This window comes from Kitasatospora purpeofusca (genome assembly GCF_036010405.1).
Taxonomy (GTDB): domain Bacteria; phylum Actinomycetota; class Actinomycetes; order Streptomycetales; family Streptomycetaceae; genus Kitasatospora; species Kitasatospora purpeofusca.
Genome location: NZ_CP108561.1, coordinates 899,333 through 924,060, shown reverse-complemented (window position 1 = coordinate 924,060; position 24,728 = coordinate 899,333). Strand labels below are relative to the sequence as shown.

The following is a 24,728-nucleotide window of genomic DNA, read 5'->3' as shown; positions in this document are numbered from 1 at the left end:
CTCCGGCCCGGTGCGGACGGAGGGTCAGCCGACCGGCCAGCCGTCCACGGTGGTGACGCTGCGGTGGTAGGGGCCGTCCGGGCCGGTGCTGCGGTAGTCCTCGGTGGCGGTGCCGGTGCGGACGGTGGCATCGCCGTCGTGGCGGTGGGCGGTCGGGCGCAGGGTGTGGTCGACGGTGCTGCGTCCGGTCACCCGGGCGCCGGTCGCCGTGGTCGCCTCGCGGTGCCGGCCGAGTTCCATGGCGGTGGTCTGGTCGGTGTTGCCGGCCGCGTCCTCGGTGTACCGGTAGGTGACGTCGAGCGGCTGGCTCTCGTGGACCGTGCTGGTGCGCCGGGGGCCGGAGCCCCAGGTGGCGGTGGAGCGGGTGAGGTCGGTGCGGTTGCGCAGGTTCAGGTCGTTGCCGTTGGCGCGGAAGCGCTGGGTGGAGCCGAACACGAGGTCGTCGCGGACCTCGGTGGTGACCCGGCCGTGCGAGGTCTGCAGCCAGCCCCGGGCGAGGTCGTGCCGGGCGGCGGTGACCGTCCAGTCGCCGCTGCCGCCGCCGTGGTCGCGCAGGGCGGTGGTGGTCGCGGCCTCCGGGGCGACCCGGTAGTCGGTCAGCTGCCCGGTGGTGCGGGCGGCGCCGTGGTCGACCTCGGCGAAGAGGTTCACCTGGCCGGTCCAGAGGTCGTTGCTGCGGGCCTCGGCGGCGTTGACGGCGATCGTGACCCGGTGCGGGCGGCCGTCCACCAGCAGCCCGGCGTACGGGGTGAGGTCCAGCCGGTAGGCGGGCAGGTCGAAGGCGAAGATGCCCGGGGTGGGCCGCCACAGCAGCGGGTCCCAGCCGCCGGTGTAGATCACGGGGTAGGGCCAGACCGCGCCGACCACCCGTCCGTCGACGCTGAGCCGCAGTTCGCGGAACGGGCCCTGGCCGCAGACGCCGGTCCCGGGGTTGGCCTTGGCGAACTCCTCGGGCGCGGAGGCGTAGGCGAACTCCTCGCAGGCGCCGCCGCCGCGCGCGTACACCTCGGCGGTCAGGCGCTCCAGGTTGGGCGGGAAGGTGAGGTCGGTGCCGGCGCTCGGTGTCGCCCGGTCGAGTCCGAACGGGCCGGTGGTGAGCAGCCGGTCGGCGGTCGTGGCGGTGGGCCAGTGCGCGGAGGCGGTGTAGAAGGTGAGGCTCGCGGAGATCCGGAACACGCCGGTGTAGGTGTCGTCCGTGACGTTGGCGAGGTCGAGCGCGAAGGGCTGCGGCCCGGCGGCGAACAGCGGCGCGTAGCGGGTGACATCGCGTTCGAGCGTCCACTCGATGCCGTCCTTGGACGGTTCGGGTGTGGAGGAGAGCAGGACCTGCACGCCGCCGACCCGGACGGTGAACAGCCGGTCGAACTGCCGCCCGGCGACCTGTCCGTGCAGGTCGAGCACGACCGAGGACCAGGGCCCGGCGCAGTCGGCGGGCGGGGTGACGGTGGTGGTGTACGGCGTGTCCGGCGGGCTTCCGTAGCCGTTGCGGAACGGCTGGTCATGCATCAGCTCGGTGGTGCAGGAGCGGGTGTCGGGCCGGGTGAGCGGCTTCGCCGCGGTGAACGGGTCGTGGTAGTCGGTGCCGAAGTCGGCGTGCGCCGGACCGGCGGCCGTCAGCGCCCCGGCGAGGGCGAGGAGGACGGCGGCGGCCAGTCGGCCGGCTCGTCGGATCAGTGGATGGACGGCCAAGGGGGGCCCTCTCCCGGCCGACCGGGGGGTGGGGCGTGGACGGTCGGCGCGAAGCTCGTCGGACGGTTCCGGCATCCTCCCGAGCATGGCATGCAAGCGTCAAGCGGTGCGCCGGGTCGTGGGGAGTGCACCGGGACGCGGACGTGCCCCGGCCCGGTCCGGGCGGCAGGATGGCCGGGTGACCGACATCATCCTCAACCTCTGGCGGCAGCACCTCGGCACCGTGCCCGAGGAGGTGTGGGACCGCACCGAGCTGACGGTCCTGATCCTCGCGGACACCGGCATCACCGAAGTCCCGCCCCGGATCGGCCGATTGAACCGGGTGCGGACCCTCGACCTCGGGCACAACCGGATCTCCGCCGTCCCGGCGGAGCTCGGCGACCTCGCCGGCCTCACCGACTTCCTCTACCTGCACGACAACGCGCTCACCGGACTCCCCGCCGCCCTCGGCCGGCTCACGGCGCTCCGCTACCTCAACATCGGCGAGAACCGGATCGCCGAACTCCCCACCGAGATCGGCGCGATGGCCGGTCTGGTCGAGCTGCGCGCCCAGCACAACCTGCTCACCGCACTGCCGGACTCGCTCGGCGGCCTGCGCGCGCTGCGCGAACTCTGGCTGCGCGGCAACGCGTTGACCGGCCTGCCGGACTCCTTCGCCGGGCTCGCCGAGCTGCGGGAACTCGAACTCCGCGAGAACGCGCTCACCGAGGTGCCACCGGCTCTGGCCGGCCTGCCCCGGCTGCGCCGACTGGACCTGCGCGGCAACCGGATCACCGAGCTGCCGGACTGGCTGGCGGACGGGGCGGTGGACAGGGCGGCGGGGCTGCCCGCGCTGGAGAAGCTGGACCTGCGCTGGAACCCGGTCGAACCGGCACCGCCGCTGCTCGCCGCCCTGGCGGCACGGGGCTGCGAGGTCCTGCACTGAGCCGGTCCGCCCGGCCCGGCCCGCCCCGGGCCGGGCCGGGCGGAAAACCGTTCGCCCACCCGCGCGATCGGCTGCTAGCGTGGAAAGTATGAAGCGCGCTGCAGCCGTCCTCACGACGACGCCGGAGAGAGTCCCGGCGCGCTGACTGCTGAGTTGGTCCGAAGCCCCGGGGCGAGTGCCCCGGGGCTTCGTCGTACCCGTCCACTCGCCCGCACCGCAGAGTGGAGACCCCCGTGAACAGCCACCCGATCGCCCCCGAGGCCGCTCCCGCCCCCGAGGCCGCTCCCGCCCCCGTCCGCGCTGCTGCACCCGACGGCGACCACCGCCGGCTGGGCCGCGCGCTCGGACTCTTCGACACCGATCCGCTGATCGGCTCCGGCCTCCCGTACTGGCTGCCCGACGGCGCCGCGATCCGGCACACCCTGGAGGAGTTTGTCCGCGACCGCGAGCGGCGCGCCGGGTACCGCCACGTGTACTCGCCCGTCCTCGGCAAACGCGAGCTGTACGAGATCTCCGGCCACTGGCAGCACTACCGGGACGACATGTTCCCGCCGATGGACCTCGGCTCCGAGCAGGTCGTGCTGCGCCCCAGCCTCTGCCCGCACCATGCCCTGATCTACCGTTCACGGCCCCGCAGTCACCGCGAACTGCCGCTGCGGATCGCCGAACTCGGCGGCATGTACCGCTCCGAACTCTCCGGTGTGCTCGGCGGGCTGACCAGGGTGCGGGCGATCCAGCTGAACGACGCGCACGTCTTCTGCACCCCCGACCAGGCCGCCGACGAGGCGGTGGCCGCGCTGGAGCTGATCGGCGAGGCGCACCGCGCGCTCGGCATCCGGCCGGTCCGGTACCGGCTCTCGCTGCCGGGCGAGGGCGGCAAGTACGTGGCGGACCCGGCGCTCTGGGAACGGGCCACCGCGCTGCTGACCGAGGTGCTGTCGCGCACCGGCGTGCCGTTCGAGGCGGTGGCGGGCGAAGCCGCGTTCTACGGGCCGAAGATCGACGTCCAGATCGCCGACGCGGCCGGGCGCGAGTCCACCCTCTCCACCGTGCAGATCGACTTCCACCAGCCGGAGCGGTTCGACCTCCGGTACATCGGACCGGACGGGGCGAAGCACCGCCCGGTGATGGTGCACCGCAGCGTCATCGGCAGCGTGGAGCGGGTGGTCGCCCATCTGATCGAGCTGTACGGCGGGGCCTTCCCGGCCTGGCTGGCACCGACCCAGCTGGTGCTGCTGCCGCTGACCGAGGGCGAGCGGGCGCGGGCCGAGCAGCTGCGCGAGCGCTCTCTGGACCTCGGGCTGCGGGCCGAGGTCGCCGGGCCCGAGCACGGCAGCCTGGGCGCGCGGATCCGCGCGGCGCGGCTGGTCCCGTACCAGGCGGTCCTCGGTCCGCGCGAGGCGGCGGACGACCTGCTCGCCCTGCGCCTTCGGGACGGCCGGCGGCCGGAACCGCTGGCGGCGGGGGAGGCGCTGGCCCGGATCCGCGCGCTCGTCGGTGCGTGCGCCCAGGAGCTGTGGGACGAGCCGGGGGAGAGCCGGGGCGGATCCTCCGGATGACGCCGGGCGGGCGCTGTCGCACGGCCGCCGCCGGTCCGTCCCGGGCGCAGTCGTACACATACGACTAGCGGCGCGCGCGGTGTGTCGGCCCGGCGGCCCGGCGCACCCGCCGTTCGAATGGGGGCGGCGGCCACCGTCCCCGGCCGCCGCCGTCCCCCGTTCGCGCTCCTCCGGAGGTACCCCCATGCGCCTCGCCCGCCGAATCGTCCTCGCCGCCCTGACGGCCGGGCTGGCCCTCGGCGGGGTGGCGGTCGCCGCCCCCGCCACCGGCGTCACGCTGCGCCCGCTGCCGGTCCCGGACTCCCGGTACTGCACGGCCGCGGTCGGCCACACCCCGGTCTCCGCCCGCCAGATCAGCCCGCTGCACGGGCGCACCTGCTCGGCGCTGTACCACCTGGACGCGCCGCGCTAGTTCCGGCCCCGGCCCCACCCCACCCCGGCCCGGTGTCGGGGCGGGGTCAGTACGACTGGAGCTCGATCAGCCGGCCCTCCGGGTCGCGCAGATGGGCGGTGCGCAGCCCCGGCCCCCACTCGGGGCGGTCGGTGGGGCCGACGACGGGACCGGCGCCGTGCCGCAGACAGAGGTCGAACGCCTGCCCGACGTCCTCGACCCGGAAGACCAGCATGGTGCCGTCCTGGGTGGCGGCGGCCGGTTCGGCCGGCAGGGCGGCGGTGCCGACGGTGGCGGCCAGCAGGCCCCGGTCGAACAGCGACAGCACGGCCTGGCCGTCGAGGTCCCAGGTGGCGTAGGGGCCGTCGGGAGTCCCCTTGACCAGGGCGGCGCCGGTCAGCGGGGGCAGTACGGCCCGGTAGAAGTCGAAGCAGGCGGGGAAGTCGGCGACGAGCAGGCGGTGGTACAGGGCGTCCATGGTCAGGAATCCTCGCCTCGGGTGCGGGGTCGTTATCGATCCGGAATTATGGGTCTGCTCCCACTATAGGGTCGCACCCTAGACTTCTTCCATGGCCCCAGAGGAACCCGCCTCCACCGCTCCTGCTCCCGTCCCCGGCGACCTGTCGTCCGCCCGGGCGACCCCGCCGACACTGCTGGACCTCAGCACCTACCTGCTGTCCCGGACCGGGAAGGCGGCCCGCTCCCGGCTCGCCGAACGCCTCGCCCGGCGCGGGCTGCGGCTGTGGGACATGGCGGTGCTCGCCGCGCTGGCCGACTTCGGCCCGCACGCGCAGCGGGACCTCGTGCGGCGGCTGGGGGTCGACGCCAGTGACATGGCCAAGGTCGCCGACCAGCTGGCCCACGCCGGGTACGTCGAACGGGCCCGGGACGCCGCCGACCGCCGCCGGCTCTCGGTCACCGTCACCGAAGCCGGCCGCACCCTGCTCGCAGAACTGCGCGCCGAGGCGCTGGCCGTGCAGGAGGAGGTGCTGGCCCCGCTGACCGGGGCGGAACGCGGCGTCCTGCACGAGTTGCTGGCCCGGATCCACGCGGAACTCCCGGGCACCCCGTGATCCGCTGCGGTCCGCCGTACCGCTGAGGTCCGCCGCACCACCCGTGTACCGCCCCGCAGGTCCGGGCTGCCGCCCGTCCGCTACCGGGCGGCGCACCTCGGCCCGGTGTGTCAGTGCTGGCTGCGATCCTGTGCGGCATGGACGACAAGACCTTCTGGGCGCTCATGGACGAGCTGAGCCGTCGCCCCGGCGGCCGCCACGAACGGCTGGAGTGGCTGCGCGGGGCGTTGCGGCTCGGTTCGGCCGCGGAAGCGGTCGGCTTCCAGGCCCGCCTGGAAGCCGCGTGTGCGGCGGTGGCCACGAGCGCTCTCTGGTCGGCGGCGGACCGGATCGAGGGCGGCCTGTGCTCCGACGACGGTTTCGACTACTTCGCGCTCTGGCTGGTGGCCCAAGGGCAGGAGACGTACGGGGCGGTGCTCGCCGACCCGGACGCCCTCGCTGACGTTCCCGAGGTGCTGGCCCTGGTGGGACGGCCCCTGCGGGAGTGGCGCGACGACGAGTGGCCGGAGTGGGAGGAACTCGACTATGCGGCGCAGGAGGTCTTCGACGATCTGACGGGTCGGCCGGGCGACTGCCCGGAGGCGTTCGACGAGGCCCTGGACGCCGTCCAGGAGACAGGGGCGAACCCCGAGGAGGACGTCGCCACCGCAGTGGCCACGGCGAGGACCGGAACACCCCGGCTCGACGCCCTCTTCCCCGCGGAAGCCGGCTCCTGACAAGCGACGCCGACCCCCGCGGGCGCGGGGACGGCGTCCTACGAATCGCTCCAGCGGACCGGGTGTCCGGTCGGGTCCGTGGTGAGCCAGGTGCCGTCGCCGAGGGGGTGGATGTCGGAGGGATCCTCCCCCCGGGCGTCGAACTCGCCGCGGACCCGGCCGGAGCGCGCGTCGACGCGGTAGTGGCGGAACCACTCCTGCTCGTCCTCGGTCTCGCCGACGACGGTGACGATGACGGTGTCCGGATCCAGATGCCCGCCGGACCACTCCAGAAAGACGTTGTCCGGGTCGTGCCCGAAGGCGTCGACCGAGAGGGTGAACACCACCTCGCCCCCGGGGAACGCGTGGACGGCCATGTCACCCTGGTCGTGGTTGACGGTCATGAACCGGTGGCCGTCGGGCGACAGGTCGATGAGGCACCGGTCGTCCCAGGGGTACTGGAAGAGGTCCAGCCCGGTCCCGGCTCCGGCCCCGGTCAGCGAGGCGCGGTAGACGGCCGTGCCGTCCTGTCCTTCTCCCACGTTGAGGAGGACGTGGCCGTTCGCGTGCGGCAGTTGCACTCCGCCGTGCCCGGCGGTCCGGAGGTCCGCCCGCGCGGTGACGGCCCCGGAGCCGGCGTCCAGGGCGACCCACTGGTCGGGGCGGCCGCGGCCGGCCATGGCGTCGGGGCGGTAGACCCAGAGCACGCGTCCGTCCGGCGACAGGACGCAGCCGGGTCGGTGGCCGTACTGCTGGGACGACTCCGGTTCGAGCCCGGACCTCCAGACCTCGACGCCGTCCGGTGCCACGCACACGACCGCGTCCGGTGTCGTGAAGTAGCAACGCCGAAGGTCGGCGGCGACGGCGTGGTCGACGACCTCGTCCCCGGGAGCGGGCGAACAGACCAGGACGGGCGACAGCGGACCGCGGTCCTCGGTGGCCAGGTCGTAGGCGCAGATGCGTCCGTCCACGAGCCGCGTGACGATCCGGCGGTGGTGTCGTGAGGCAGTCATGCCCGGAGGCTAGCGCCCCCGGCGGACCCGGGTCGGCCCGGGTCGGGCGGCACCGGGAAGTCACGGGCCGGTGCGGCGGGGTCCCGAGGGGAGTGCCTGGCGGTCGAGGGGCAGGGGGCGGCGGGCGCCGGCGAACTCGCGGGCCCAGCGCGGCAGGTCGAGGACGCCCTCGACCCGGGCCACCAGGGTGCCGGTGCGTTCCGCGTGGATCATCGCGCCGTCACCGGCCCAGAGGCCCACATGGTGCAGCGGCGCGTCCGGGCGGGAGAAGAACAGCAGGTCGCCGGGGAGCAGCCCGGACCGGTCGACCGGGGCGGAGCGGTGGAACTGGGCGACCGTGTAGTGGCCGAGCTCCACCGCTCCGCCGCTCGCCCGGTACCAGCAGTGCAGCGACAGGCCGCTGCAGTCGAAGCCGGTCGTGCTCTCGCCCAGGCACTTCCCGTCCAGGTAGCCGTTCTCCTCGTCGCAGAAGCCGAGGCTCGGCCCCATCCGGTCGCCGCCGCCCCAGGCGTACGGCACGCCGATCTGCGCGGCCGCCACGGCGGCGACCCGGAGGCCGAGCGGGAGCCCCGGATCCTCCTCGCGGGGGCGGGCGGCGGCGGAACCGGCCCCCAGCGGGGCCAGGGCGGCCCCCAGGGCGGCCCCCAGCAGTCCGCGGCGGCCCCAGCCCCCGGTGGTGTGCGGAAACGGCACGGCAGCCCCCTCGGTCGTCGGCGAACCACCAGGATCCCGGTTCGGGCTGCCGCGCCGCCATCACCCGCAGAGGTGAATTCCCGACCGGTGGGGCCCGGGGCGCCCGGGGCGGCGCGGTAAATCGATTGACGGTCCCGGCCCCGGCTTCGAACGATGGCTCCGACAGCACCGAACGACCGTCCGGGAGGCACCCATGAGCAGCGCCGTCAGGCTGATCCGCAACCACCGGCTCACCCAGGCCGTCGACTACGCCTACGCGGCGGCCGTCGACGCGCCGGTCCGCTCGCTCTGGCTGGCCGGGGCCTGTCCGCTGGACACCGAGGGGCGCACGGTGGCGGTGGGCGACTACGCGGGCCAGGCCCACCAGGTGATGCGGAATCTGGTCACCGTGCTGGAGGGCGAGGGTGCCGCGCTCACGGACGTGGTGCGCACCACGGTGTACGTGGCCTCCTCCCGGCAGAGCGACCTGGTGGCCGTCTGGGACGTCTACCGCGAGTACCTCGGCGCCCACGATGTGCCGAGCACCCTGCTGGGGGTCTCGGTGCTCGGGTACCACGACCAGTTGGTGGAGGTCGAGGCGGTCGCGGTGCTGGGCCGGGCGGAGGAGGGGTGAGCGGCGCGGGTGCGGGGCGGGCGGGGCCGGTCCTCTCCGGCCGTTCGCCGCCGGGGAGTTCACCCGGAGCATGCCGGGCAGGTATGCCCCGGGGCAGGCTCCCGCGTCGGGCGGGACCGCACGGTCGGTATCCTCTGACAGCCCGTGTGCGGGCGTCCCCGCCGGGACGGCAGTCGGGGCGGTGCCGCGCCCCGGGTAAGATACGGGCTGTTTGGTTTTGTTTCGGTGCTGGTGTGGTGGGGGTGGTCGGGGTGGTGCGACAGGAACGGGCGCTGCGGACGCGGCGGCTGATTCTGGAGGCCGCGGCCTCGGTGTTCGACGAGTTCGGTTACGAGCGGGCGACCATCGGGGAGGTCGTGGCCCGGGCCGGGGTGACGCGCGGTGCGGTCTACTTCCACTTCGCCTCGAAGCGGGAGCTCGCGCAAGGGGTGATCGAGGGGCAGTTCGAGGCCGAGGCGGTGCCGGAGCGCTCCTGCAAGCTCCAGGAGTTCGTGGACACCGGGATGGTGGTCACGCATCTGGTGCCCATCGACCCGCTGGTCAGCGCGGCCGTCCGGCTCTCGGTGGACCAGGGCGCCGACAAGCAGATGGGCATCGACGCCGCGCCCGGCTGGATCTCCCGGCTGGAGCGGCTGCTGGTCGACGCGGGCGAGCGCGGCGAGCTGCTGCCGCACGTGGTGCCGGCGGACACGGCCGGGCTGATGACGGCCTCCTGGGTCGGGGTGCAGCTCCAGTCGCAGCGCTTCACCGGCCGCGCCGACCTGGCCGTCCGGGTCTCGACGCTGTACCGGCACCTGATGCCGAGCGTGGCGGTGCCCGGCGTGCTCGCCTCTCTGGACCTGGCACCGGACCGGGGTGCGAGGGTCTACGCCGAGATGACGGCGACGCGCGAGGCAGCGGCGCGGGAGGCGACGGCGCGTGAGGTGGCGGACGCCGCCGGCCCGGAGGGCACCGGGGCCGAAGCGGGCTGAGGCACGGTCATCACCCTTCGCCCGTAGGGCGGGTGGCGCGGCCGAAGCATACGGCGCGTCCGGTTTTCCGGCCGGACCGCCCTCCCGGGTCGACTGCGGAGCGTAGCCGCCCCGGCCCCATCAGTGCGGTGCCGGGCGGCCGTCCAGGGCGCGCAGCGCGTCCAGCACGTCCAGGCCGAGGTCCGGGTCGGCGTCCTCGGGGAGGCTGGCCGAGACCCTGGTCGCCAGGCCCGCGTAACGGTGGTGGATCTCCCGGGCGACCTCCTCGACGGTGCCCGAGACGGCGAAGGTGTCGAAGACCCGGTCGTCGATCAGCGCGGCCATCTCCGGCCACCGCCCGCGCAGCGACAGCCGGTGCAGTTCCTCGTGCAGGTCCTCCCACCCGTGCTGGGCCAGCACCGGGCGGTAGGCGGGCGTGGAGGCGTAGAAGGCGAGCCGCTCCCGGACGGACGCGCGGTGGGCCCGCAGTTCCTCCTCGGTGCGCCCGGTCGCGGTGAGCACGCTCCCGACGATCTCGAACGGCCGCCCGGTCCAGGCCGCGCCCGCCGCCTCGGCCGCGCCGCGTTCCTCGGCCAGCGCCGGAAGGACCTGCCGGGTCAGGTAGTCGACCGAGGTGAACGGGTGGCTGAGGAAGCCGTCGGCGACCGCCCCGGCGGCGCGCACCATCAGCGGGCCGACCCCCGTCAGCAGCAGTCGGGGCACCCCGGCCGGGACCGGGTCGGGGGCGAAGACCGGTGTCATCACCGTGTGGGTGTAGAAGTCGCCCCGGAAGCGCAGCCGGTCGCCGGTCTGCCAGCTGTGCCAGATCGCCCGCACCGCCTGCACGTACTCGCGCATCCGCGCGGCGGGCCGGTCCCAGGGCATCCCGAAGCGCTTCTCGATGTGCGGCTTGACCTGCGAGCCGAGCCCGATCACGGCCCGGCCGCCGGAGGCCGCGTGCAGGCCCCAGGCCTGGTAGGCGAGCGTCATCGGGGTGCGGGCGAGGGCGACCGCCACGCCGGTGGCCAGTTCGAGGGTGCTGGTGCGGTCGGCGGCGCGGGCCAGCTGCAGGAACGGGTCGTAGGCGGTCTCGGAGACCACCAGCCGGTCCGCGCCGCGTCGTTCGGCCCGCTCGGCGGCGTCGAGGATGCCGGCCGGATGCGCGGGGGCGAGGGCGTCGAGGAGGAGGGCGGGGGCCTGCGGGCGGTCCATGCGGTCGGGGCTCCTGGTGGGGCGGGCGGGGTCCGTCGGGCCGGAGCGCCCGGCGACGGTGGGTCAGGGGCGGGGCCAGGGCCGGCCGTCGAGGCGTTCGATGCCGGTGTTGAACCGCCGCAGGAAGTCGGCGAAGGTCCGGACGTCCTCGGCGGGCCAGTCGGCCATCACCAGGTCGAGGGCGTGGGCGTGCGCGGCGCGGTCCTCGTCGAGGCGGCGTTCGCCCTCCTCGGTGGTGCGGAACTTGCGGGCCATCCCGCCGTCCGGGTCGGGGATCCGTTCGACCAGCCCGGCCCGGGTCATCGCGGCGGTCTGCCGGTTGAGGGTGGAGGCGTCCAGTCCGAAGGCGTCGCTGAGCTCGCCGATCGACATCGGGCCCTGCATCCGGATCCGGCTGAGCAGGATGTAGGCGCTGCGGTCGAGCCGGCTGCCCTCCGGCCGGGCGCCGGCCGGGCTCAGGTAGTGGTGCCGGCTGAGCACCATGTACTCGAACGCCACCTCGTCCGTGGGCCCGCTCATGATGCCGTCCTTCCCGTCCCTGGTTCCGGGGCGCTGACCTGCGATGGTTGCGCACAGTATCGCAGGCGGTCGCCCGTGGTGGGTGATGTGCACGATACATATCATGTGTACTCTGCATATGAACGCACCTCCTGCCCCGGAACCGAGGAGCCCCCGCCCATGGCCGCCCCACAGACCACCGCCCCCGACCGGACCCGGGGAGTCGTCGCCACCCTCGCCCTCACCGGCACGGTGGCCGCGATCATGCAGACCCTGGTCACCCCGCTGATCGGCGAGCTGCCGAAGATCCTGGACACCTCCCCCTCGAACGCCTCCTGGGTGATCACCGCCACCCTGCTCTCCGCCGCCGTGTTCGTGCCGATCAGCGGCCGCCTCGGCGACCTCTTCGGCAAGCGGCGGATGCTGCTGGCCTGCTGCGCCCCGCTGCTGCTCGGCTCGGTGATCTGCGCGCTCACCTCCTCGGTGCTGCCGATGATCGCCGGACGCGGCCTCCAGGGCATGGGCATGGGCGTGGTGCCGCTCGGCATCAGCCTGCTGCGAGACGTCCTGCCGCCCGAGCGGCTCGGTTCCGCGATCGCCCTGGTGAGTGCCTCGATGGGCATCGGCGGCGGCCTCGGCCTGCCGATCTCGGCGGCCGTCGCCCAGTACACCAGCTGGCGGGCGCTGTTCTGGGGCGCGGCCGTCCTCACCGTGGCGGTCGCGGTGATGATCCGCCTCCTGGTCCCCGCGCCCACCACCCGCCCGGCCGGCGGACACTTCGACGCGGTCGGGGCGCTCGGCCTCGGCGCCGGCCTGGTCTGCCTGCTGCTGCCGGTCTCCAAGGGCGGCGACTGGGGCTGGACCGACGGGACGACGCTCGGCCTGTTCGCGGCCGCGGTGGTCCTGCTGCTCGCCTGGGGCGCGTGGGAGCTGCGGCTCGCCGAGCCGCTGGTCGACCTGCGGGTCACCGCCCGGCCGAGGGTGCTGCTGACCAACACGGCGTCCGTCCTGGTGGGCTTCGGGATGTACGCGCAGGCGCTGATCGTCCCGCAGCTGCTCCAGCTGCCGACGGCGACCGGGTACGGCCTGGGTCAGTCGATGCTCGCGATGGGGCTGTGGATGGCGCCGTCCGGCCTGATGATGATGGTCGTCTCGCCGCTCGGCGGCCGGCTCTCGGCGGCGCGCGGCCCCAAGTTCACCCTGGTCGCGGGCGCGTTGGCGATCTCGACCGGGTACGGGCTGTCGATGCTGCTGATCGGGTCCACCTGGGGCGTGCTGGTGGTGACGCTGATCTGCAACGCCGGTGTGGGCCTCGCGTACGGCGCGATGCCGGCGCTGATCATGAGCGCGGTGCCGCTCTCCGAGACGGCCTCGGCGAACAGCTTCAACAGCCTGATGCGCTCGCTCGGCACCTCGGTCTCCGCGGCCGTGGTGGGCGTCGTGCTCGCCCAGCTGACCACCACCGTGGGCGGGCACGTGCTGCCCTCCGAGACCGGCTTCCGGGTGGGCCTGCTGATCGGCTGCGGGGTGGCGCTGGCCGCCGCGGCGGTGGCCGCCACCGTCCCGGCGCCGCCGGCCCCGGCGGTCCAGGAGCCCGCAGCGGTGCGGGAGTCCGGCGGGACCGCCGGTGCCGCCCCGGTGCAGGACGGCACCCCGGCCTGACCCCGGGTCACGCTCCTCGCCCGCTCCGCCGCCCCGTCCGCAGCGGGGCGGCGGAACCGGGTGACGGGGGGTGGTGGTCTGCGTAGACTCGGTCGCCTTCTGCCCGGACGAGTCCTGGAGCCGTTGCCATGACCCCGCCCCCTCCCGTGCCCGCCCCCGCCGCCGTGCCCGCTCCCAGCATCAGCGCCGGCAGCACCTCGGTGCCGCTGCTGGAGCACACCATCGGCGTCGCGCTCGACCGTGCGGTGGCCGCGTTCCCCGACCGGGAGGCGCTGGTGGACCTGCCGAGCGGGCGCCGCTGGACCTACCGGGAGCTGGCGGCGGAGGTGGACCGGATCGCGCTCGGGCTGCTGGGCCTCGGCGTCGGGGTAGGCGACCGGGTCGGCATCTGGGCGCCGAACTGCCCCGAGTGGGTGTTCACCCAGTACGCCACCGCCCGGATCGGCGCGATCCTGGTGACCGTCAACCCGGGCTACCGGGCGCACGAGGTCGAGTACGTGCTGCGGCAGGCGGGGATCCGCACGGTGGTGGCCGCGCCGACCTTCAAGACCTCCGACTACGCGGCCATGCTGGCCGAGGCGGGCCCGCGCTGTCCCGGCCTGCGGGACGTGCTGCTGATCGGCTCGCCGCAGTGGCGGGAGCTGGCGGCGGCGGGGGAGCGCGGCGACCGGGAGCGGCTGGCGGCCGTCGGTGCCGGACTCGGTGCCCACGATCCGATCAACATCCAGTACACCTCGGGCACCACCGGCTTCCCCAAGGGCGCCACCCTCTCGCACCACAACATCCTCAACAACGGCTATTTCGTCGGGGAGTCGTGCGGCTACACGGAGGCGGACCGGATCTGCGTGCCCGTCCCGTTCTACCACTGCTTCGGCATGGTGATGGGGAACCTGGCGGCGCTCTCGCACGGGGCCTGCGTGGTGGTCCCGGCCCCGGCCTTCGACGCGGTGGCCACCCTGCGCGCGGTGGCGGCCGAACGCTGCACCTCGCTCTACGGCGTGCCGACCATGTTCATCGCCGAGCTGAACGACCCGGGCTTCGCCGAGTTCGACCTGTCCAGTCTGCGCACCGGGATCATGGCGGGCTCGCCGTGTCCGACCGAGGTGATGAAGCAGGTCGTCGACCGGATGGGCATGCGGGACGTCTCCATCTGCTACGGCATGACCGAGACCTCCCCGGTCTCCACCCAGACCCGGGCCGAGGACCCGCTGGAGCGGCGGGTGTCCACCGTCGGCCGGGTCGGCCCGCACCTGGAGGTCGCGGTGGCGGACCCGGAGACCGGCCTGACCGTGCCGCGCGGCACCCCCGGTGAACTCCGCACCCGGGGCTACTCGGTGATGCTCGGCTACTGGGACCAGCCGGACCGCACCGCGGAAGCGGTCGACGCCGAGGGCTGGATGCACACCGGCGACCTCGCGGTGATGGACGAGGAGGGGTACCTCAACATCACCGGCCGGCTCAAGGACATGGTGATCAGGGGTGGCGAGAACATCTACCCGCGCGAGGTCGAGGAGTTCCTGCACACCCACCCGGACATCCTGGACGTCCAGGTCGTCGGCGTCCCCGACGTCAAGTACGGCGAGGAACTGATGGCCTGGATCCGGCCGAGGCCCGGCGCGCCCGAGCTGACCGCGGAGGCGCTGCGCGAGTACTGCGCGGGCCGGATCGCGCACTACAAGGTGCCGCGCTACGTGCACCTGGTGGAGGAGTTCCCGATGACGGTCACCGGGAAGGTCCGCAAGGTCGAGATGCGGGAGCGGGCCGTCGAACTGCTGGGCCTGGGCGACGCGGCGGACGTCGAGCACGCCTGAGTGCGGGAGGTGCTCCCGGGACCCGTTCGGGGCCCCGGGAGCACCCGGGGCCCCGAACGAGGACGACCGGTCGTGCCGGTTGGTGCGCAGCGCCCGTCAGAGCGCGGCGACCTCGGCCCGCAGGGCGGGGAGGGTGGCGTAGAAGACGCCGCCGGGGCAGTCGGTGGCCAGCCAGTCGCGGTGGCCGCTGATCAGGTCGACCGGCTTGGTCACCCCGTTGACCGGGTTGACGAAGGTCACGTGCGCCTGCGGGTCCAGCCCGTGGGTGCGGGCGGCCAGCGAGAGCACCAGGGCGAGCGACTTCCGGGCCTGGGCGGTGGGCTGCTGGTTGACCAGGGTGCCGAGCAGCGCCACGCCGAGGTTGCCCGAGTTGAAGCCGGCGGTGTGGAAGGCGGTCACCGCGTTGCCGTTGGCGTCGAACCCGGGGATGCCGTCGTCACCGGACCAGCGGCCCTCGTAGATCCGGCCGGCCTCGTCGATGAGGAAGTGGTAGCCGATGTCGCCCCAGTCGTTGGTGATCGCGTGGTACTCGTAGATCGCCCGCACGGTGGCGGCCGGGTCCGGGTCCGCGTTCGGGGTGTCGGTGTGGTGCACCGTCAGGGTCTGCAGCGGGTAGTACTTGGCGGGGGAGTTCTCCACACCGTTCTTGAACCGCTTGGACTCGTCGGCGCCCCAGGCGGCGCGGCTCAGGTACTCGACGCCGCAGAAGGTGACCGGGGTGGTCGGCGCGAGCGTGGTGGTGCGGGCCGGGCCCGTGGTGGTGTCCAGCGCGGTGGAGCGCAGGTTGGTGGCGCCGTCGGGCAGCCGCAGGTCGTAGCCGACCGCGCCGTCGGCCGGGACCAGCGCGGCCGAGACCGGGGCGGCCTTCGCGGCGGTGCCCGCGACGTCGGGGCCGCCCGCGCAGCCGGTGGCGATCGGCTGCCAGGCGCCCGGGCCGGTCTCCTCGTGGTGGAGCCGGATGGCGCCGCCGCGGCGGGGGCCGTCCCAGCTGACGCCGACGTACTGGATCGGGAAGTCGGTCCGCACACCGGCGGCGGCGCGACCGGCGGCGGAGCGGGCCCGGGTGGCCGGAACGGTCACGGTCCGGGCGGCCTGGGTGCCGGGCGCGGCCGGAGCGGCCGGGGCCGGGGTGACCGGCACGGCCGGGGCGCTCGGCGCGGCGGCGTGCGCGGCCGGGGCGGTGGCGATCGCGGCGGCGGTGGCGCCGATCGCGGTCACCAGCGTGCGGCGGCTCACGGCGGAGCTGGGGTTCGGCATCGGGATCCTGTTCTCGGGGTGGCACGGAAGCGCAGGTCGACCGGCCGTGAGCCGGTCAATGAGTCGATCATGAATCTACCCAAATGATCGTTTCTGGTGGCAACCCCTAAAAACCGGTTGCCCGAACGGGCAACCCGACCGACCACCTGCCCGAGCACCTCCCGGCCGTCCACCCGGCCCTCCACCCTCCGTCCGCCCGGCCGCTCCCGGGCCGGCCGCCGCTACCCGAGGATCCGCAGCGCCGCCGCCGCCCGTTCCCCCACCGGTGCCCCGGCGCACGCGAGTTCACCGAGATAGAGGCAGACATCGGCCCGCGCCGCCCCGGCACCCGGCACCGCGAGGAACGCCCGCGCCAGCTCCTCCGGCTCCGCTTCCCCGGCGACCAGACCGTGCAGCAGCTTGCGCACCGCCGGCTCGAACGGGTCCCGCAGGTCCTCGTACGGGCACTCCAGGAAGGCGTCCCAGGCGTCCGCCGCACCCGCCGGCCCCTCCGTCAGCAGCCGCAGCACCGCCACCTCCACCAGCACCGTCGACGACGCCGCGACCTCGGGCGCCACCTCCGCCAGCAGCGCCCGGGCCTCCTCGAACCGGCCGTCGTGCCGGTACGCCGCCACCAGCGCGCACCGCACCGCCAGGTCCGCCGGATCACGGGCCAGTACCGCCGACAGGTCGGCCACCGCCTCCGCCGGACGCCCGGCCTGCCGGTGCGCCTGGCCGCGCTCGGCCAGCGCCCAGGTGTAGTCCGGATTGTGGGTGACCGCCGCCGTGAGATCGGCGATCGCCTCCTCCACCAGACCGGCCTGCCGCCGCGCCTGCCCCCGGGAACCGAGCGCCCAGGGGTCGTCCGGTTCGAGCGCCAGCGCCGCACTCAGATCGGTGACCGCCTCCTCCAGGTCCCCCGCCAGCCGGTGCGCCTCGCCGCGCAGCGCCAACGCCCAGGCGTACTCCGGGTCGATCGCGAGCACGGCTGTCAGGTCCGCGATCGCGTCGTCCAGCCGGCCCGCCTGCCGGTACGCCTGCCCGCGCGCCCGCAGCGCCCACACGTCGGAGGGGTCCAGCTCCAGCGCCGCGGTCAGATCGGCCACCGCCTGGGTCAGCCGCCCCGCCTGGCGGTGCGCCTCGCCCCGCTCCGCCAGCGCCCACGCGTACCCCGGGTCCAGTTCCAGCGCGGCGGTGAAGTCCGCCACCGCCTCCTCCAGCCGGCCCGCCTGGCGGTGCGCCTCGCCCCGCTCGCCGACCGCCCACGCGTACTCCGGGTTGAGCGCCAGCGCGGCGGTGAAGTCCGCGACCGCCTCGTCCAGCCGACCCGCCTGCCGGTGCGCCTGGGCGCGCGAGCCCAGCGCCCACGCGTTCTCCGGCGCGAGCGCGATCGCCGCCGTGAAGTCCGCCACCGCCTCCTCGGGCCGGCCCGCCTGCCGGTGCGCCTCGCCCCGCTCGGCCAGCGCCCAGGCGTTGTCCGGGCCGAGCGCCAGCGCGGCGGTCAGATCGGCGATCGCGTCGTCCAGCCGCCCGGCCTGCCGCAGGGCCTGGCCCCGTGAACTCAGCGACCAGGCGTCACCGGGATCCAGCGCCAGCGCGGCGGTGAAGTCCGCGACCGCCTCGGCCAGCCGCCCGGCCGTCCGGAACGCCTCACCGCGCTGGGTGAACGCCCAGGCGTACTCGGGGTCGAGCACGATGGCGGCGGTCAGATCGGCGACCGCCTCGTCCAGCCGCCCGGCCAGCCGGTGCGCCTGGCCGCGCGAGCCCAGCGCCCAGGCGTCGTCCGGGTCGAGCACCAGCGCCGCCGTGAAGTCCGCCATCGCCTCCTCGGCCAGCCCGGCCAGCTGCCGGGCCTCGCCGCGCCGCGACAGCGCCCAGGCGTACTCCGGATCGAGGGCCAGCGCCGCCGTGAAGTCCGCCAGCGCCTGCTCGTGGTGGCCGTGCCAGTTGAGCACGCGCCCCCGGTAGGCGAGGGCCTGCGGCAGGTCGGCGGCGATCGCGACGGCCTGGTCGAGGTCGGCGAGGGCGTCGTCGTCCCGGTCCTCGACGAAGTACTGGTAGCCGCGATGGGTCAGCGCCCAGGCCCGCACCCGGACCGGCAGACCGGGACCGGCGAGCACGTCCAGGACCGCCAGCACCGGCTGCTCACCGGCCGCCGCCGCGTGGATCCGGCGGGCCCAGCGGGTCAGTTCCGCGTCGTCGCTGTCCTGCGCGGCCTGGCTGAGCATCTCCGCCCACGACGCCAGCGCGTCCGGCGCGTCCCCGGCGGTGCGCGCGGTGTGCTCCAGGGCGCGCGGCAGCCGGGCCAGCGGATCGGAGCAGAGCAGGTGGTAGGTCTCGTTCAGCAACTGCCGCCGCCACCTCGGGTCGGCACCGCGCCGGGCCGCCGGCAGGTACAGCTCGACCGCCGTCCGCGCCGCGGCGTGGTGCTCGGCGAGGCGGGTGTGCGCGGCCGTCCACTCCCGCGGGGTGTGGATCCGGCGGCGGCGCACCATGCTGGTGCGGACCACCGCGTGGTACTGCAGGAAGTCGCCGCGCCCGGTCACGAAGGGCTGCACCGACAGCCAGTCCCAGACGTCCGGTTCGGCCTCCGGGACGGCGCAGGCGAACAGGTCCCGGTTCAGCTGCAACGGGAGCGCGGCGGCCAGCACGGTGTCCCGGCGCTCCGGTTCGGGGATCCACTGCAGGAAGCGCACCACCGCCTGGTCGACCATGTCGGCGCCGACGTCGGCGACCTCCTCGACCGCGCCGGGATCCGCCGCCGCCAGCAGCGCGACCAGCAGCGGCAGCCGCATCGACATCCGCAGCACCGCGTCGACCACCAGCGGATCGGTGACCCCGCGCGCCGTCAGCAGGTCACGGGCCTCCTGCTCGGTGAACACCTCCAGCGGCACGTCCACCAGCACCGGCCGCCAAGGCGCCCACTCGCGCTCGGCCAGCTCGTCCCGGCCGGCCAGCACGAACACCACCTCCAGCGGCAACGGGCCGAACGCGTCGTCGAGGACCTCCCGCAGCCAGCCGTCGAGATAGCGGCCGGTCAGCTCCCAGGTGTCGAGGAACAGCACGATCCAGGGCCGGCGGTCCCGGCCCCGGTTGCCGTCACGGTCCCGGCCGTGGTCCCGGCCGTGCTCGCGGTCGCGGTCGCAGAGCCGGGACAGCTCGGCGACGAAGGCCCGGCCGAGCGCGGCCTCCTCGACGTCGCCGCCGCGCCGGCGCTGGCGCACCCCCGCGATCAGGCGCTCGGCGCCCTGGGCCACCGCGTCCGGGTTCGCCAGCGCCGCGACCACACCCGCGCCCGGCAGCACCGAGGCCGCCCCGAGGGCCGCCTGGGTCACCAGCCGGGTCGGCAGCGACGCGCCCTCCCCGCCGGGCGGCTGCTCCGGCTCGCGGTCCGCCGCGGCCTGGAGCGAACGCCGGTACTGCTCCAGGGCCTTGTCGAACTCCCGCAGCGGACCGGCCTGTTCGGCGAGCTGGCGGGCGAGCGCGGTGAGCGCCGTGCCGACGCCGTGCACATCGGTCTCGTCGACCAGCGCGGTCAGCGCACCGGCCCGCCGCGCCGCCTCGCGCCACTGGGCGAGCAGCGTGGACTTGCCGACCCCGCCGACCCCGCGCACATGGAACAGGAAGTCCGCCGGATCCGGCCCGGAGTCCGGGTCCGGGTCACGGGCGAGATTGTCCACGAACAGCGCCAGTTGCGCTCTGCGGCCGATGAATTGAGCACCGGTGCGCTGACGCACCGCCTCCGCACGCGACGGACGCCTCCGTGCCTGAGCCATGCCACCCCCTGCCGTCCCACCCGGCGGGTCGCGCCGACCACGAGTCCGGGGCCGCCGGTGCCGCTGTCGTGAGGACGACCGTAGTGAATCCGCCCCCGGGTTGTCCTGCTTTCGGCCATCTGTCGTGTGCAGGACGGGTGTTGGCAGCCGGACGGGCGGGTGAGGGGGTGTCAGATCACGGTGATCCGGAACGTGCTGCTGTTGTTGCCCGGCGTCGGGTCGCCCGGGAGCTCGGCCTCGACGTCGCCGTCCAGCACCTCGGGGTCCATGCCGGAGGCGACCGAGATCCGCACCTCGGCGGTGACCGAGGCGCCCGGCGCCAGGCCGGCCGGGACGGTACAGGCGACGGTGTGGCCGAAGGGCAGCGTGGAACAGGTCGCGCCGGGGGACGTCCCGCTGCCCACCACCCCCGGCGGCAGGTGCACGTACAGCGTGAACGGTACAGCGGTCGCGGTGTCGCCGGCGTTGGTCACCACCGGGTGCAGCAGGGTGGAGCCGCCGTCGGCCACCGGAGCCGGGTCGGCGGCCGCCACCACGAGGTCCGCGCCGGTCGCGCACGCGTCGGCGGCCGCCGCCGGACCGGTGGCCAGCACCACCGCCGCGCACGCCGCCCGCAGGGCCCTGGAAAGCAGGAGTCGGGACATCACGCTCACCCATTTCGTTCGGTACCCGCCGGGCCACGGCTCGGGCCGGCAGCAGGCCCGGTCGGGCCGTGCCAGGGCCAGCATCGGTGCCCCGCCGCGCCGCCGGAGCGGGACACGGCGGGGCACGGCGGGGCACTGCCCGAACGGGTGACCCGGCGGGTCACCGGTCGTGGAACCGTCAGACCGTGGCCTGTCCGGCGCCGGGCCGCTGGTTCTTCGCGTCGACGATCGCCCGGGTCACGATGGTCGTCTGCTCCACGACGGTGCCGGGCTTGACGCCGTCGAACTCCCGGACCTGCACACCGCGGCTGCCGAGGTACTGGAAGTTCTCCCGGTCGAAGATCCACTCCGACCGCTCGCCGGTCTGGGGGTCTAGCCGCGCCAGCGCGATCCCGTCCCGGCCGGAGGCGTCCTGCGCGTGCTCGACCACCACGACGCCCGGGATCCTGCCGACGGCCTGGTAGAGCGAGGCGGCCAGTGCGGAGGGCACGAGCTGCTCGCGGATGATCGAACCGATCTCCCTGAACGCCTGCTGGTCGTGGTCCCGGTCGCCGCTCACCGTCGCGTAGACGGACTTCAACAGGGCGTCGGGGTCGGTCGGCTGGGCCGCGAGCCACTTGTAGGTCGATTGCTTGCGCGGCTCGTTGTTGTCCAGGGTGATGCCGCCCTTGTCCTGGTAGCCCGGCTCGTCCAGCCAGCCCTTGGTGCCGTCGGGCGACTTCCACACCTCGCGGTCGTGCAGCGGCTGCACCCAGGTGGTGGACTCCCCGGTGTCCACGTTGTGGCGGGTGGACATGAAGGAGACCCGGCTCTTGATGTAGACGAACTGGCCCGGTCCCGGCTGGGGCGTGGTGCGCGCCGTCGCGGCGGCGGCGATCTCGCTGACCGTCGAGGCGAGCCGCGCGGTGCTGCCCTCCTCTATCTGCACGACGGGTGCCTTGACCAGCTCCGGGGCGGCCACGGTGTTGCCGTTGGGCGAGCCGCCCACGGACACCACCACGGCCAGGGCGGCGGCCGCGGCGACGGGGGTGGCGAACAGCACGGCGCGGCGCAGCGGCCGCCGCGCCGGGGCGGTCGCGGGGGCTGCCGCGCCCGCGGGGGCGTGGTCGGACTGGTGGATCTCGCTCATCAAGTACTCCTCGAGCAGGTCCTGGCGGTCGGCCGCCAGGCGGGGGTCGGCCGGCGGCGGCAACAGACGGGCCAGTTCCGCGTGGTCGAGCGGTTCGTTGTGCCGCCACGGGTTGCGGATCATCGGTGCGTCTCCTTGTGCGGCCGGGCCGCAATGCTGCGGCCGCCCTGTACTTGTCCGGGGATCGGGAGCGGTTCCGTGTTCTTCTTCGGGGTGTTCTTCGCGGCGTTCTTCTTCGCGGCGCGCAGTTCGTCGTCCGCGAGCTTGCGCAGCCGGGTGCGGGCCCGCGAGAGGCGCGAGCGCACGGTGCCGACGGGTACGCCGAGGGTGGCGGCCGCCTCCGCGTAGCCGAGTCCGGACCAGACGCAGAGCGCGAAGACCTCGCGCTCCGAACGCCGCAGCCGCCCCAGGGCCTTCCGGGCGGCCGCGAGCTGCTCGGAGTCGGCCATCCGGCCGACGAGTTCGTCGGCGAAGTCGGGCACCGGATCGGCCACGGGCATCCGGGCCATCGCCATGTTGTGGCGGCGCGCGGCACGCGTCGTGTTGCGCAGCACATTGACGGCGATGCCCATGAGCCAGGGCCGAGGACTGTCGCCCTCGTCGCGCAGTTTCCCGCGCAGGCGCCAGGCCTCCAGGAAGGTCAACGACACCACGTCCTCGGCGAGCGCCCAGTTCCCGGTCACACGCACGGCATGGCGGTACACCAGGGACGAGTGCTCCCGGAAGAGCTCGCGAAATGCTTCGGGGTCCCCGGCTCGGAGCCGGGAGTGCGGATGGTTCACGTGATGCCTTGTCCGAGCAGCCCGGCCGGTTCCTGTGACGCGCGTCACCGGTGGCGCCCTCAGGGACGGCCTCCACGCTCCCGATCATGCAGCACGGCCCACCACCCACCACCCCGGGGCCCGCCACCCGGGACTACGGCGCAGCGGCGGCCGGCCCGGACGGGGGCTTCAGGCAGGGGGTGGTGATTCCCAGGACCATGCGGTTGTCGCCGGCGGTGCTGGAAACGTCGACGACGTACCGGCTCCCGGGATGGCGTGCGATGACGGTGGAGTTCGGCTCGGTGGCGGGCGTCTCCTGGTAGGCGGAGATCTTGAGCCCTTCGCCGGTGAGGAGGTCCCTGACCTTGCGGACCACCTCGTTGTGCTGAGCGTTCGGGACGTAGCTGTGGACTGCGTAGAACAGGGTGTAGCGGTCGTCGGGTGCGGATTCCCCGTTCTTGCCGACACAGGGCGAGAAGAGCGGGTCGACCGGCTCGGCGTTGATCGTGATGCCGGCGGTCTGCGCCAGGTGCTCCGTGATCTGCTGCGCCCAGCTGAGCGCGTCGTCACGGGACTTGACCGGCAGCGGGGCGTCCTTGCCGGAGTCGGTGTTCGCTGTGCAGGCTCCAATACTTGAGACCGTCAGGGTCGCCGCCACGAGGTACTTCAGTGCCGTGGCGACGGACAGGCGTGCGGGCGTGCGGGCGATGGGTCTCTCCATCCGTGCGCGGGGGAGCGGCTTCGCCCCGCCGGGGTCCGGCGGGGCGAAGGGGCGGGGCCGAGTTGTTGTCGGAGGCCCACTCTGGACGTTGACGAGCCGCTTGTCGCCCCCGTCCGCGCAGGTGCACGGTCGGGTCAGGTCACGGTGAAGTGCGGCTTCGCGTCGGAGACGGTGGCCGTGCCGTGCTGCTCGTCGTCGGGGCGGCTCTGTTCGGGCAGGAGGAAGGTGATCGCGAGGAAGGCCACCAGCAGGCAGGCCTGGACGATCAGTGCGTCGTGGAAGCCGCCGGTGAAGTCGGCGGTCTCGGCGCGGGCGAAGAAGACCGAGCCGAAGACCGCGACGCCGATGGAGCCGCCGACGGCCTGGACCGCGGACAGGACGCCGGAGGCGGAGCCGATCTCGTCGTCGTCGACCGCGGCCAGGACGAAGCCGAACAGGGCGGCGATCACCATACCGGCGCCGATGCCCGCCACCGCGACGCCGGGGAGGACGTCCAGGATCGAGAACGTGGCGGCGTCGAGGCCGTCGAGTTCGAACCACAGCACGGCCGCGCCGGCCAGCTGGACCAGCGGTCCGATCTGCAGCACCTTGCGGCCGATCCGGTCCGCGAGGAACGCGCCGCTGACCGCGCCGCCGATCGCGGTGCCCACCGCGAGGGGGAGGTTGCCGAGGCCCGCCTCGCCGGCGGTGAAGTGGCGGCCGATCTGGAGGAACAGGGTCAGTACGAGCTGGGTGCCGACGAGCCCGCCGAAGAACAGGGCGATGCCGCCGAGTCCGACGGTGAAGGCCGGCTTGCGCAGCAGGCCCGGGGTCACCAGCGGCTCGCGGCCGGCGGCGGCGGTGCGGCGCTGCTGGAGGGCGAAGAGGGCGAAGCCGATCGCCGAGGCGGCGATGGAGAGCCGGGTCCACAGCGGCCAGCCGTTCTCCTGGCCCTGGTTCAGCGGCAGCACCAGCAGGGCGCAGGAGGCGGCGACCAGGGCGGCGCCGGTCAGGTCGACCCGCACCGTGCGGTCGCCCGCCCTCCTGGGCACGAACTTCGCGGCGACGACCAGTGCCGCGATGCCGATGGGCAGGTTGATCAGGAACACCGACCGCCAGCCGAGGCCGAAGAAGTCGCCCTCGATGAGGAAGCCGCCCAGGACCGGGCCGACGATGCCACCCAGGCCGAGCACGGGTCCGAAGATCCCGAACACCTTGGTGAGTTCGGGGCCGGAGAAGTTCTCCCGCAACAGGCCCAGCCCCTGGGGCAGAAGTATCGCTCCGGCGGTGCCCTGGAGCAGACGGAAGGCGATCAGCGACCCGATGTTCGGCGCTGCCGCGCACAGCAGCGAACTCGTGGTGAAGGCCGCGAGTCCGGTCAGGAACATCCGGCGCCGGCCGTAGCGGTCGCCGAGCCGGCCGCCGAGCACCAGGCCGGCGCCGAGGGTGAGGGCGTAACCGCCGATCACCCATTGCAGTCCGAGGGACCCGGCGCCGAGGGACCTCTCCAGGTCCGGCCCGGCGACGTTGACGATCGAGGCGTCCAGGAGGTCCATGATCTCCGCGACGATCATCACCGCCAGGATCAGCCATCGCCAGCGGTAGGGCCCGGTCGTCTCGTCGGGGGTGGGGGACGGGTCACGCACGCCAGATACCTCCATGGTGAAGTAATTCCACCATGAAGGTAAAGTGGTGGAG

Annotated in this window: 22 protein-coding genes; 9 read left to right on the top strand and 13 right to left on the bottom strand. The window is 74.3% G+C overall.

Going from position 1 to position 24,728, the window contains the following annotated elements:
- Positions 1-24: 24 nt before the first annotated feature.
- Positions 25-1,689 (bottom strand): peptide-N4-asparagine amidase, encoded by a 1,665-nt coding sequence (locus OG715_RS04075; RefSeq protein ID WP_327064107.1) that lies wholly within the window; start codon positions 1,687-1,689, stop codon positions 25-27.
- 178 nt (positions 1,690-1,867) lie between these two features.
- Here OG715_RS04075 and OG715_RS04070 point away from each other — a divergent pair, with 178 nt between their 5' ends.
- The 3 genes from OG715_RS04070 to OG715_RS04060 all read left to right on the top strand — a co-directional run bounded on the left by OG715_RS04070 (position 1,868) and on the right by OG715_RS04060 (position 4,585).
- Positions 1,868-2,614: a leucine-rich repeat domain-containing protein gene (locus tag OG715_RS04070; RefSeq protein ID WP_327064106.1), complete on the top strand. Its 747-nt coding sequence runs from the start codon at positions 1,868-1,870 to the stop codon at positions 2,612-2,614.
- A 233-nt stretch (positions 2,615-2,847) separates the two neighbouring features.
- Entirely contained in the window at positions 2,848-4,173 is a 1,326-nt protein-coding gene (gene thrS, locus OG715_RS04065) for a threonine--tRNA ligase (protein WP_327064105.1), read from the top strand.
- 184 nt (positions 4,174-4,357) lie between these two features.
- The gene (locus tag OG715_RS04060) at positions 4,358-4,585 is read left to right on the top strand and encodes a hypothetical protein (RefSeq protein WP_327064104.1); all 228 of its coding nucleotides are present in this window, start codon (positions 4,358-4,360) and stop codon (positions 4,583-4,585) included.
- A gap of 46 nt (positions 4,586-4,631) precedes the next feature.
- On the opposite strand, the gene OG715_RS04055 is transcribed toward OG715_RS04060, so the two are convergent.
- The gene (locus OG715_RS04055) at positions 4,632-5,042 is read right to left on the bottom strand and encodes a VOC family protein (RefSeq protein ID WP_327064103.1); all 411 of its coding nucleotides are present in this window, start codon (positions 5,040-5,042) and stop codon (positions 4,632-4,634) included.
- Positions 5,043-5,133: 91 nt separating this feature from the next.
- Here OG715_RS04055 and OG715_RS04050 point away from each other — a divergent pair, with 91 nt between their 5' ends.
- Together OG715_RS04050 and OG715_RS04045 are read left to right on the top strand one after the other, a co-directional pair.
- A complete protein-coding gene (locus tag OG715_RS04050; RefSeq protein ID WP_327064102.1) occupies positions 5,134-5,637 on the top strand; it encodes a MarR family winged helix-turn-helix transcriptional regulator in 504 nt (167 codons plus the stop codon).
- Positions 5,638-5,774: 137 nt separating this feature from the next.
- Complete coding sequence (locus tag OG715_RS04045; protein ID WP_327064101.1) at positions 5,775-6,353, top strand: DUF4240 domain-containing protein; 579 nt, start codon at positions 5,775-5,777, stop codon at positions 6,351-6,353.
- 38 nt (positions 6,354-6,391) lie between these two features.
- Here OG715_RS04045 and OG715_RS04040 read toward each other — a convergent pair whose 3' ends face one another.
- Complete coding sequence (locus tag OG715_RS04040) at positions 6,392-7,345, bottom strand: hypothetical protein (protein WP_327064100.1); 954 nt, start codon at positions 7,343-7,345, stop codon at positions 6,392-6,394.
- A 60-nt stretch (positions 7,346-7,405) separates the two neighbouring features.
- The gene (locus OG715_RS04035; protein WP_327064099.1) at positions 7,406-8,038 is read right to left on the bottom strand and encodes a C40 family peptidase; all 633 of its coding nucleotides are present in this window, start codon (positions 8,036-8,038) and stop codon (positions 7,406-7,408) included.
- Positions 8,039-8,231: 193 nt separating this feature from the next.
- Here OG715_RS04035 and OG715_RS04030 point away from each other — a divergent pair, with 193 nt between their 5' ends.
- Positions 8,232-8,651: a RidA family protein gene (locus OG715_RS04030; RefSeq protein ID WP_327064098.1), complete on the top strand. Its 420-nt coding sequence runs from the start codon at positions 8,232-8,234 to the stop codon at positions 8,649-8,651.
- A 251-nt stretch (positions 8,652-8,902) separates the two neighbouring features.
- Positions 8,903-9,622 (top strand): ScbR family autoregulator-binding transcription factor, encoded by a 720-nt coding sequence (locus OG715_RS04025; RefSeq protein ID WP_327064097.1) that lies wholly within the window; start codon positions 8,903-8,905, stop codon positions 9,620-9,622.
- Between the two features lie 120 nt (positions 9,623-9,742).
- Here OG715_RS04025 and OG715_RS04020 read toward each other — a convergent pair whose 3' ends face one another.
- Together OG715_RS04020 and OG715_RS04015 are read right to left on the bottom strand one after the other, a co-directional pair.
- Entirely contained in the window at positions 9,743-10,813 is a 1,071-nt protein-coding gene (locus OG715_RS04020) for a TIGR03617 family F420-dependent LLM class oxidoreductase (protein ID WP_327064096.1), read from the bottom strand.
- A gap of 63 nt (positions 10,814-10,876) precedes the next feature.
- A complete protein-coding gene (locus OG715_RS04015; protein WP_030397701.1) occupies positions 10,877-11,332 on the bottom strand; it encodes a MarR family winged helix-turn-helix transcriptional regulator in 456 nt (151 codons plus the stop codon).
- 159 nt (positions 11,333-11,491) lie between these two features.
- On the opposite strand from OG715_RS04015, the gene OG715_RS04010 reads away from it, so the two are divergent.
- Together OG715_RS04010 and OG715_RS04005 are read left to right on the top strand one after the other, a co-directional pair.
- Positions 11,492-12,973, top strand: a complete 1,482-nt coding sequence (locus tag OG715_RS04010; protein WP_327064095.1) for an MFS transporter — start codon at positions 11,492-11,494, stop codon at positions 12,971-12,973.
- A 128-nt stretch (positions 12,974-13,101) separates the two neighbouring features.
- Positions 13,102-14,784 (top strand): AMP-binding protein, encoded by a 1,683-nt coding sequence (locus tag OG715_RS04005; RefSeq protein ID WP_327064094.1) that lies wholly within the window; start codon positions 13,102-13,104, stop codon positions 14,782-14,784.
- A gap of 96 nt (positions 14,785-14,880) precedes the next feature.
- Here the strand turns inward: OG715_RS04005 and OG715_RS04000 are convergent, their stop codons facing one another.
- The 7 genes from OG715_RS04000 to OG715_RS03970 all read right to left on the bottom strand — a co-directional run bounded on the left by OG715_RS04000 (position 14,881) and on the right by OG715_RS03970 (position 24,676).
- Positions 14,881-16,041, bottom strand: coding sequence for a peptidoglycan recognition protein family protein (locus tag OG715_RS04000; protein ID WP_327064093.1), 1,161 nt, complete (start codon positions 16,039-16,041; stop codon positions 14,881-14,883).
- Positions 16,042-16,262: 221 nt separating this feature from the next.
- Positions 16,263-19,757 carry a tetratricopeptide repeat protein gene (locus OG715_RS03995; protein ID WP_327064092.1) on the bottom strand — a complete coding sequence of 1,165 codons (3,495 nt, stop codon included), beginning with the start codon at positions 19,755-19,757 and terminating at the stop codon, positions 16,263-16,265.
- A gap of 209 nt (positions 19,758-19,966) precedes the next feature.
- Positions 19,967-20,440 carry a hypothetical protein gene (locus OG715_RS03990; protein ID WP_327064091.1) on the bottom strand — a complete coding sequence of 158 codons (474 nt, stop codon included), beginning with the start codon at positions 20,438-20,440 and terminating at the stop codon, positions 19,967-19,969.
- Positions 20,441-20,618: 178 nt separating this feature from the next.
- The gene (locus tag OG715_RS03985; protein ID WP_327064090.1) at positions 20,619-21,692 is read right to left on the bottom strand and encodes a CU044_5270 family protein; all 1,074 of its coding nucleotides are present in this window, start codon (positions 21,690-21,692) and stop codon (positions 20,619-20,621) included.
- Positions 21,689-22,351, bottom strand: coding sequence for an RNA polymerase sigma factor (locus OG715_RS03980; protein ID WP_327064089.1), 663 nt, complete (start codon positions 22,349-22,351; stop codon positions 21,689-21,691). Before OG715_RS03980 ends, OG715_RS03985 begins: the two co-directional genes overlap by 4 nt.
- Before the next feature lie 133 nt (positions 22,352-22,484).
- On the bottom strand, positions 22,485-23,051 hold the full coding sequence (locus OG715_RS03975) for a hypothetical protein (RefSeq protein WP_327064088.1): 567 nt from the start codon (positions 23,049-23,051) through the stop codon (positions 22,485-22,487).
- A gap of 134 nt (positions 23,052-23,185) precedes the next feature.
- Positions 23,186-24,676: an MFS transporter gene (locus OG715_RS03970; RefSeq protein WP_327064087.1), complete on the bottom strand. Its 1,491-nt coding sequence runs from the start codon at positions 24,674-24,676 to the stop codon at positions 23,186-23,188.
- Between the last annotated feature and the right edge of the window lie 52 nt (positions 24,677-24,728).

Coding starts and splice junctions, on each gene's coding strand:
- OG715_RS04060 (WP_327064104.1), top strand. CDS start 4,358: ATGCGCCTCGCCCGCCGAATCGTCCTCGCCGCCCTGACGGCCGGGCTG.
- OG715_RS04055 (WP_327064103.1), bottom strand. CDS start 5,042: ATGGACGCCCTGTACCACCGCCTGCTCGTCGCCGACTTCCCCGCCTGC.
- OG715_RS04050 (WP_327064102.1), top strand. CDS start 5,134: ATGGCCCCAGAGGAACCCGCCTCCACCGCTCCTGCTCCCGTCCCCGGC.
- OG715_RS04045 (WP_327064101.1), top strand. CDS start 5,775: ATGGACGACAAGACCTTCTGGGCGCTCATGGACGAGCTGAGCCGTCGC.
- OG715_RS04040 (WP_327064100.1), bottom strand. CDS start 7,345: ATGACTGCCTCACGACACCACCGCCGGATCGTCACGCGGCTCGTGGAC.
- OG715_RS04030 (WP_327064098.1), top strand. CDS start 8,232: ATGAGCAGCGCCGTCAGGCTGATCCGCAACCACCGGCTCACCCAGGCC.
- OG715_RS04020 (WP_327064096.1), bottom strand. CDS start 10,813: ATGGACCGCCCGCAGGCCCCCGCCCTCCTCCTCGACGCCCTCGCCCCC.
- OG715_RS04015 (WP_030397701.1), bottom strand. CDS start 11,332: ATGAGCGGGCCCACGGACGAGGTGGCGTTCGAGTACATGGTGCTCAGC.
- OG715_RS04010 (WP_327064095.1), top strand. CDS start 11,492: ATGGCCGCCCCACAGACCACCGCCCCCGACCGGACCCGGGGAGTCGTC.
- OG715_RS04005 (WP_327064094.1), top strand. CDS start 13,102: ATGACCCCGCCCCCTCCCGTGCCCGCCCCCGCCGCCGTGCCCGCTCCC.
- OG715_RS04000 (WP_327064093.1), bottom strand. CDS start 16,041: ATGCCGAACCCCAGCTCCGCCGTGAGCCGCCGCACGCTGGTGACCGCG.
- OG715_RS03990 (WP_327064091.1), bottom strand. CDS start 20,440: ATGTCCCGACTCCTGCTTTCCAGGGCCCTGCGGGCGGCGTGCGCGGCG.
- OG715_RS03985 (WP_327064090.1), bottom strand. CDS start 21,692: ATGATCCGCAACCCGTGGCGGCACAACGAACCGCTCGACCACGCGGAA.
- OG715_RS03975 (WP_327064088.1), bottom strand. CDS start 23,051: ATGGAGAGACCCATCGCCCGCACGCCCGCACGCCTGTCCGTCGCCACG.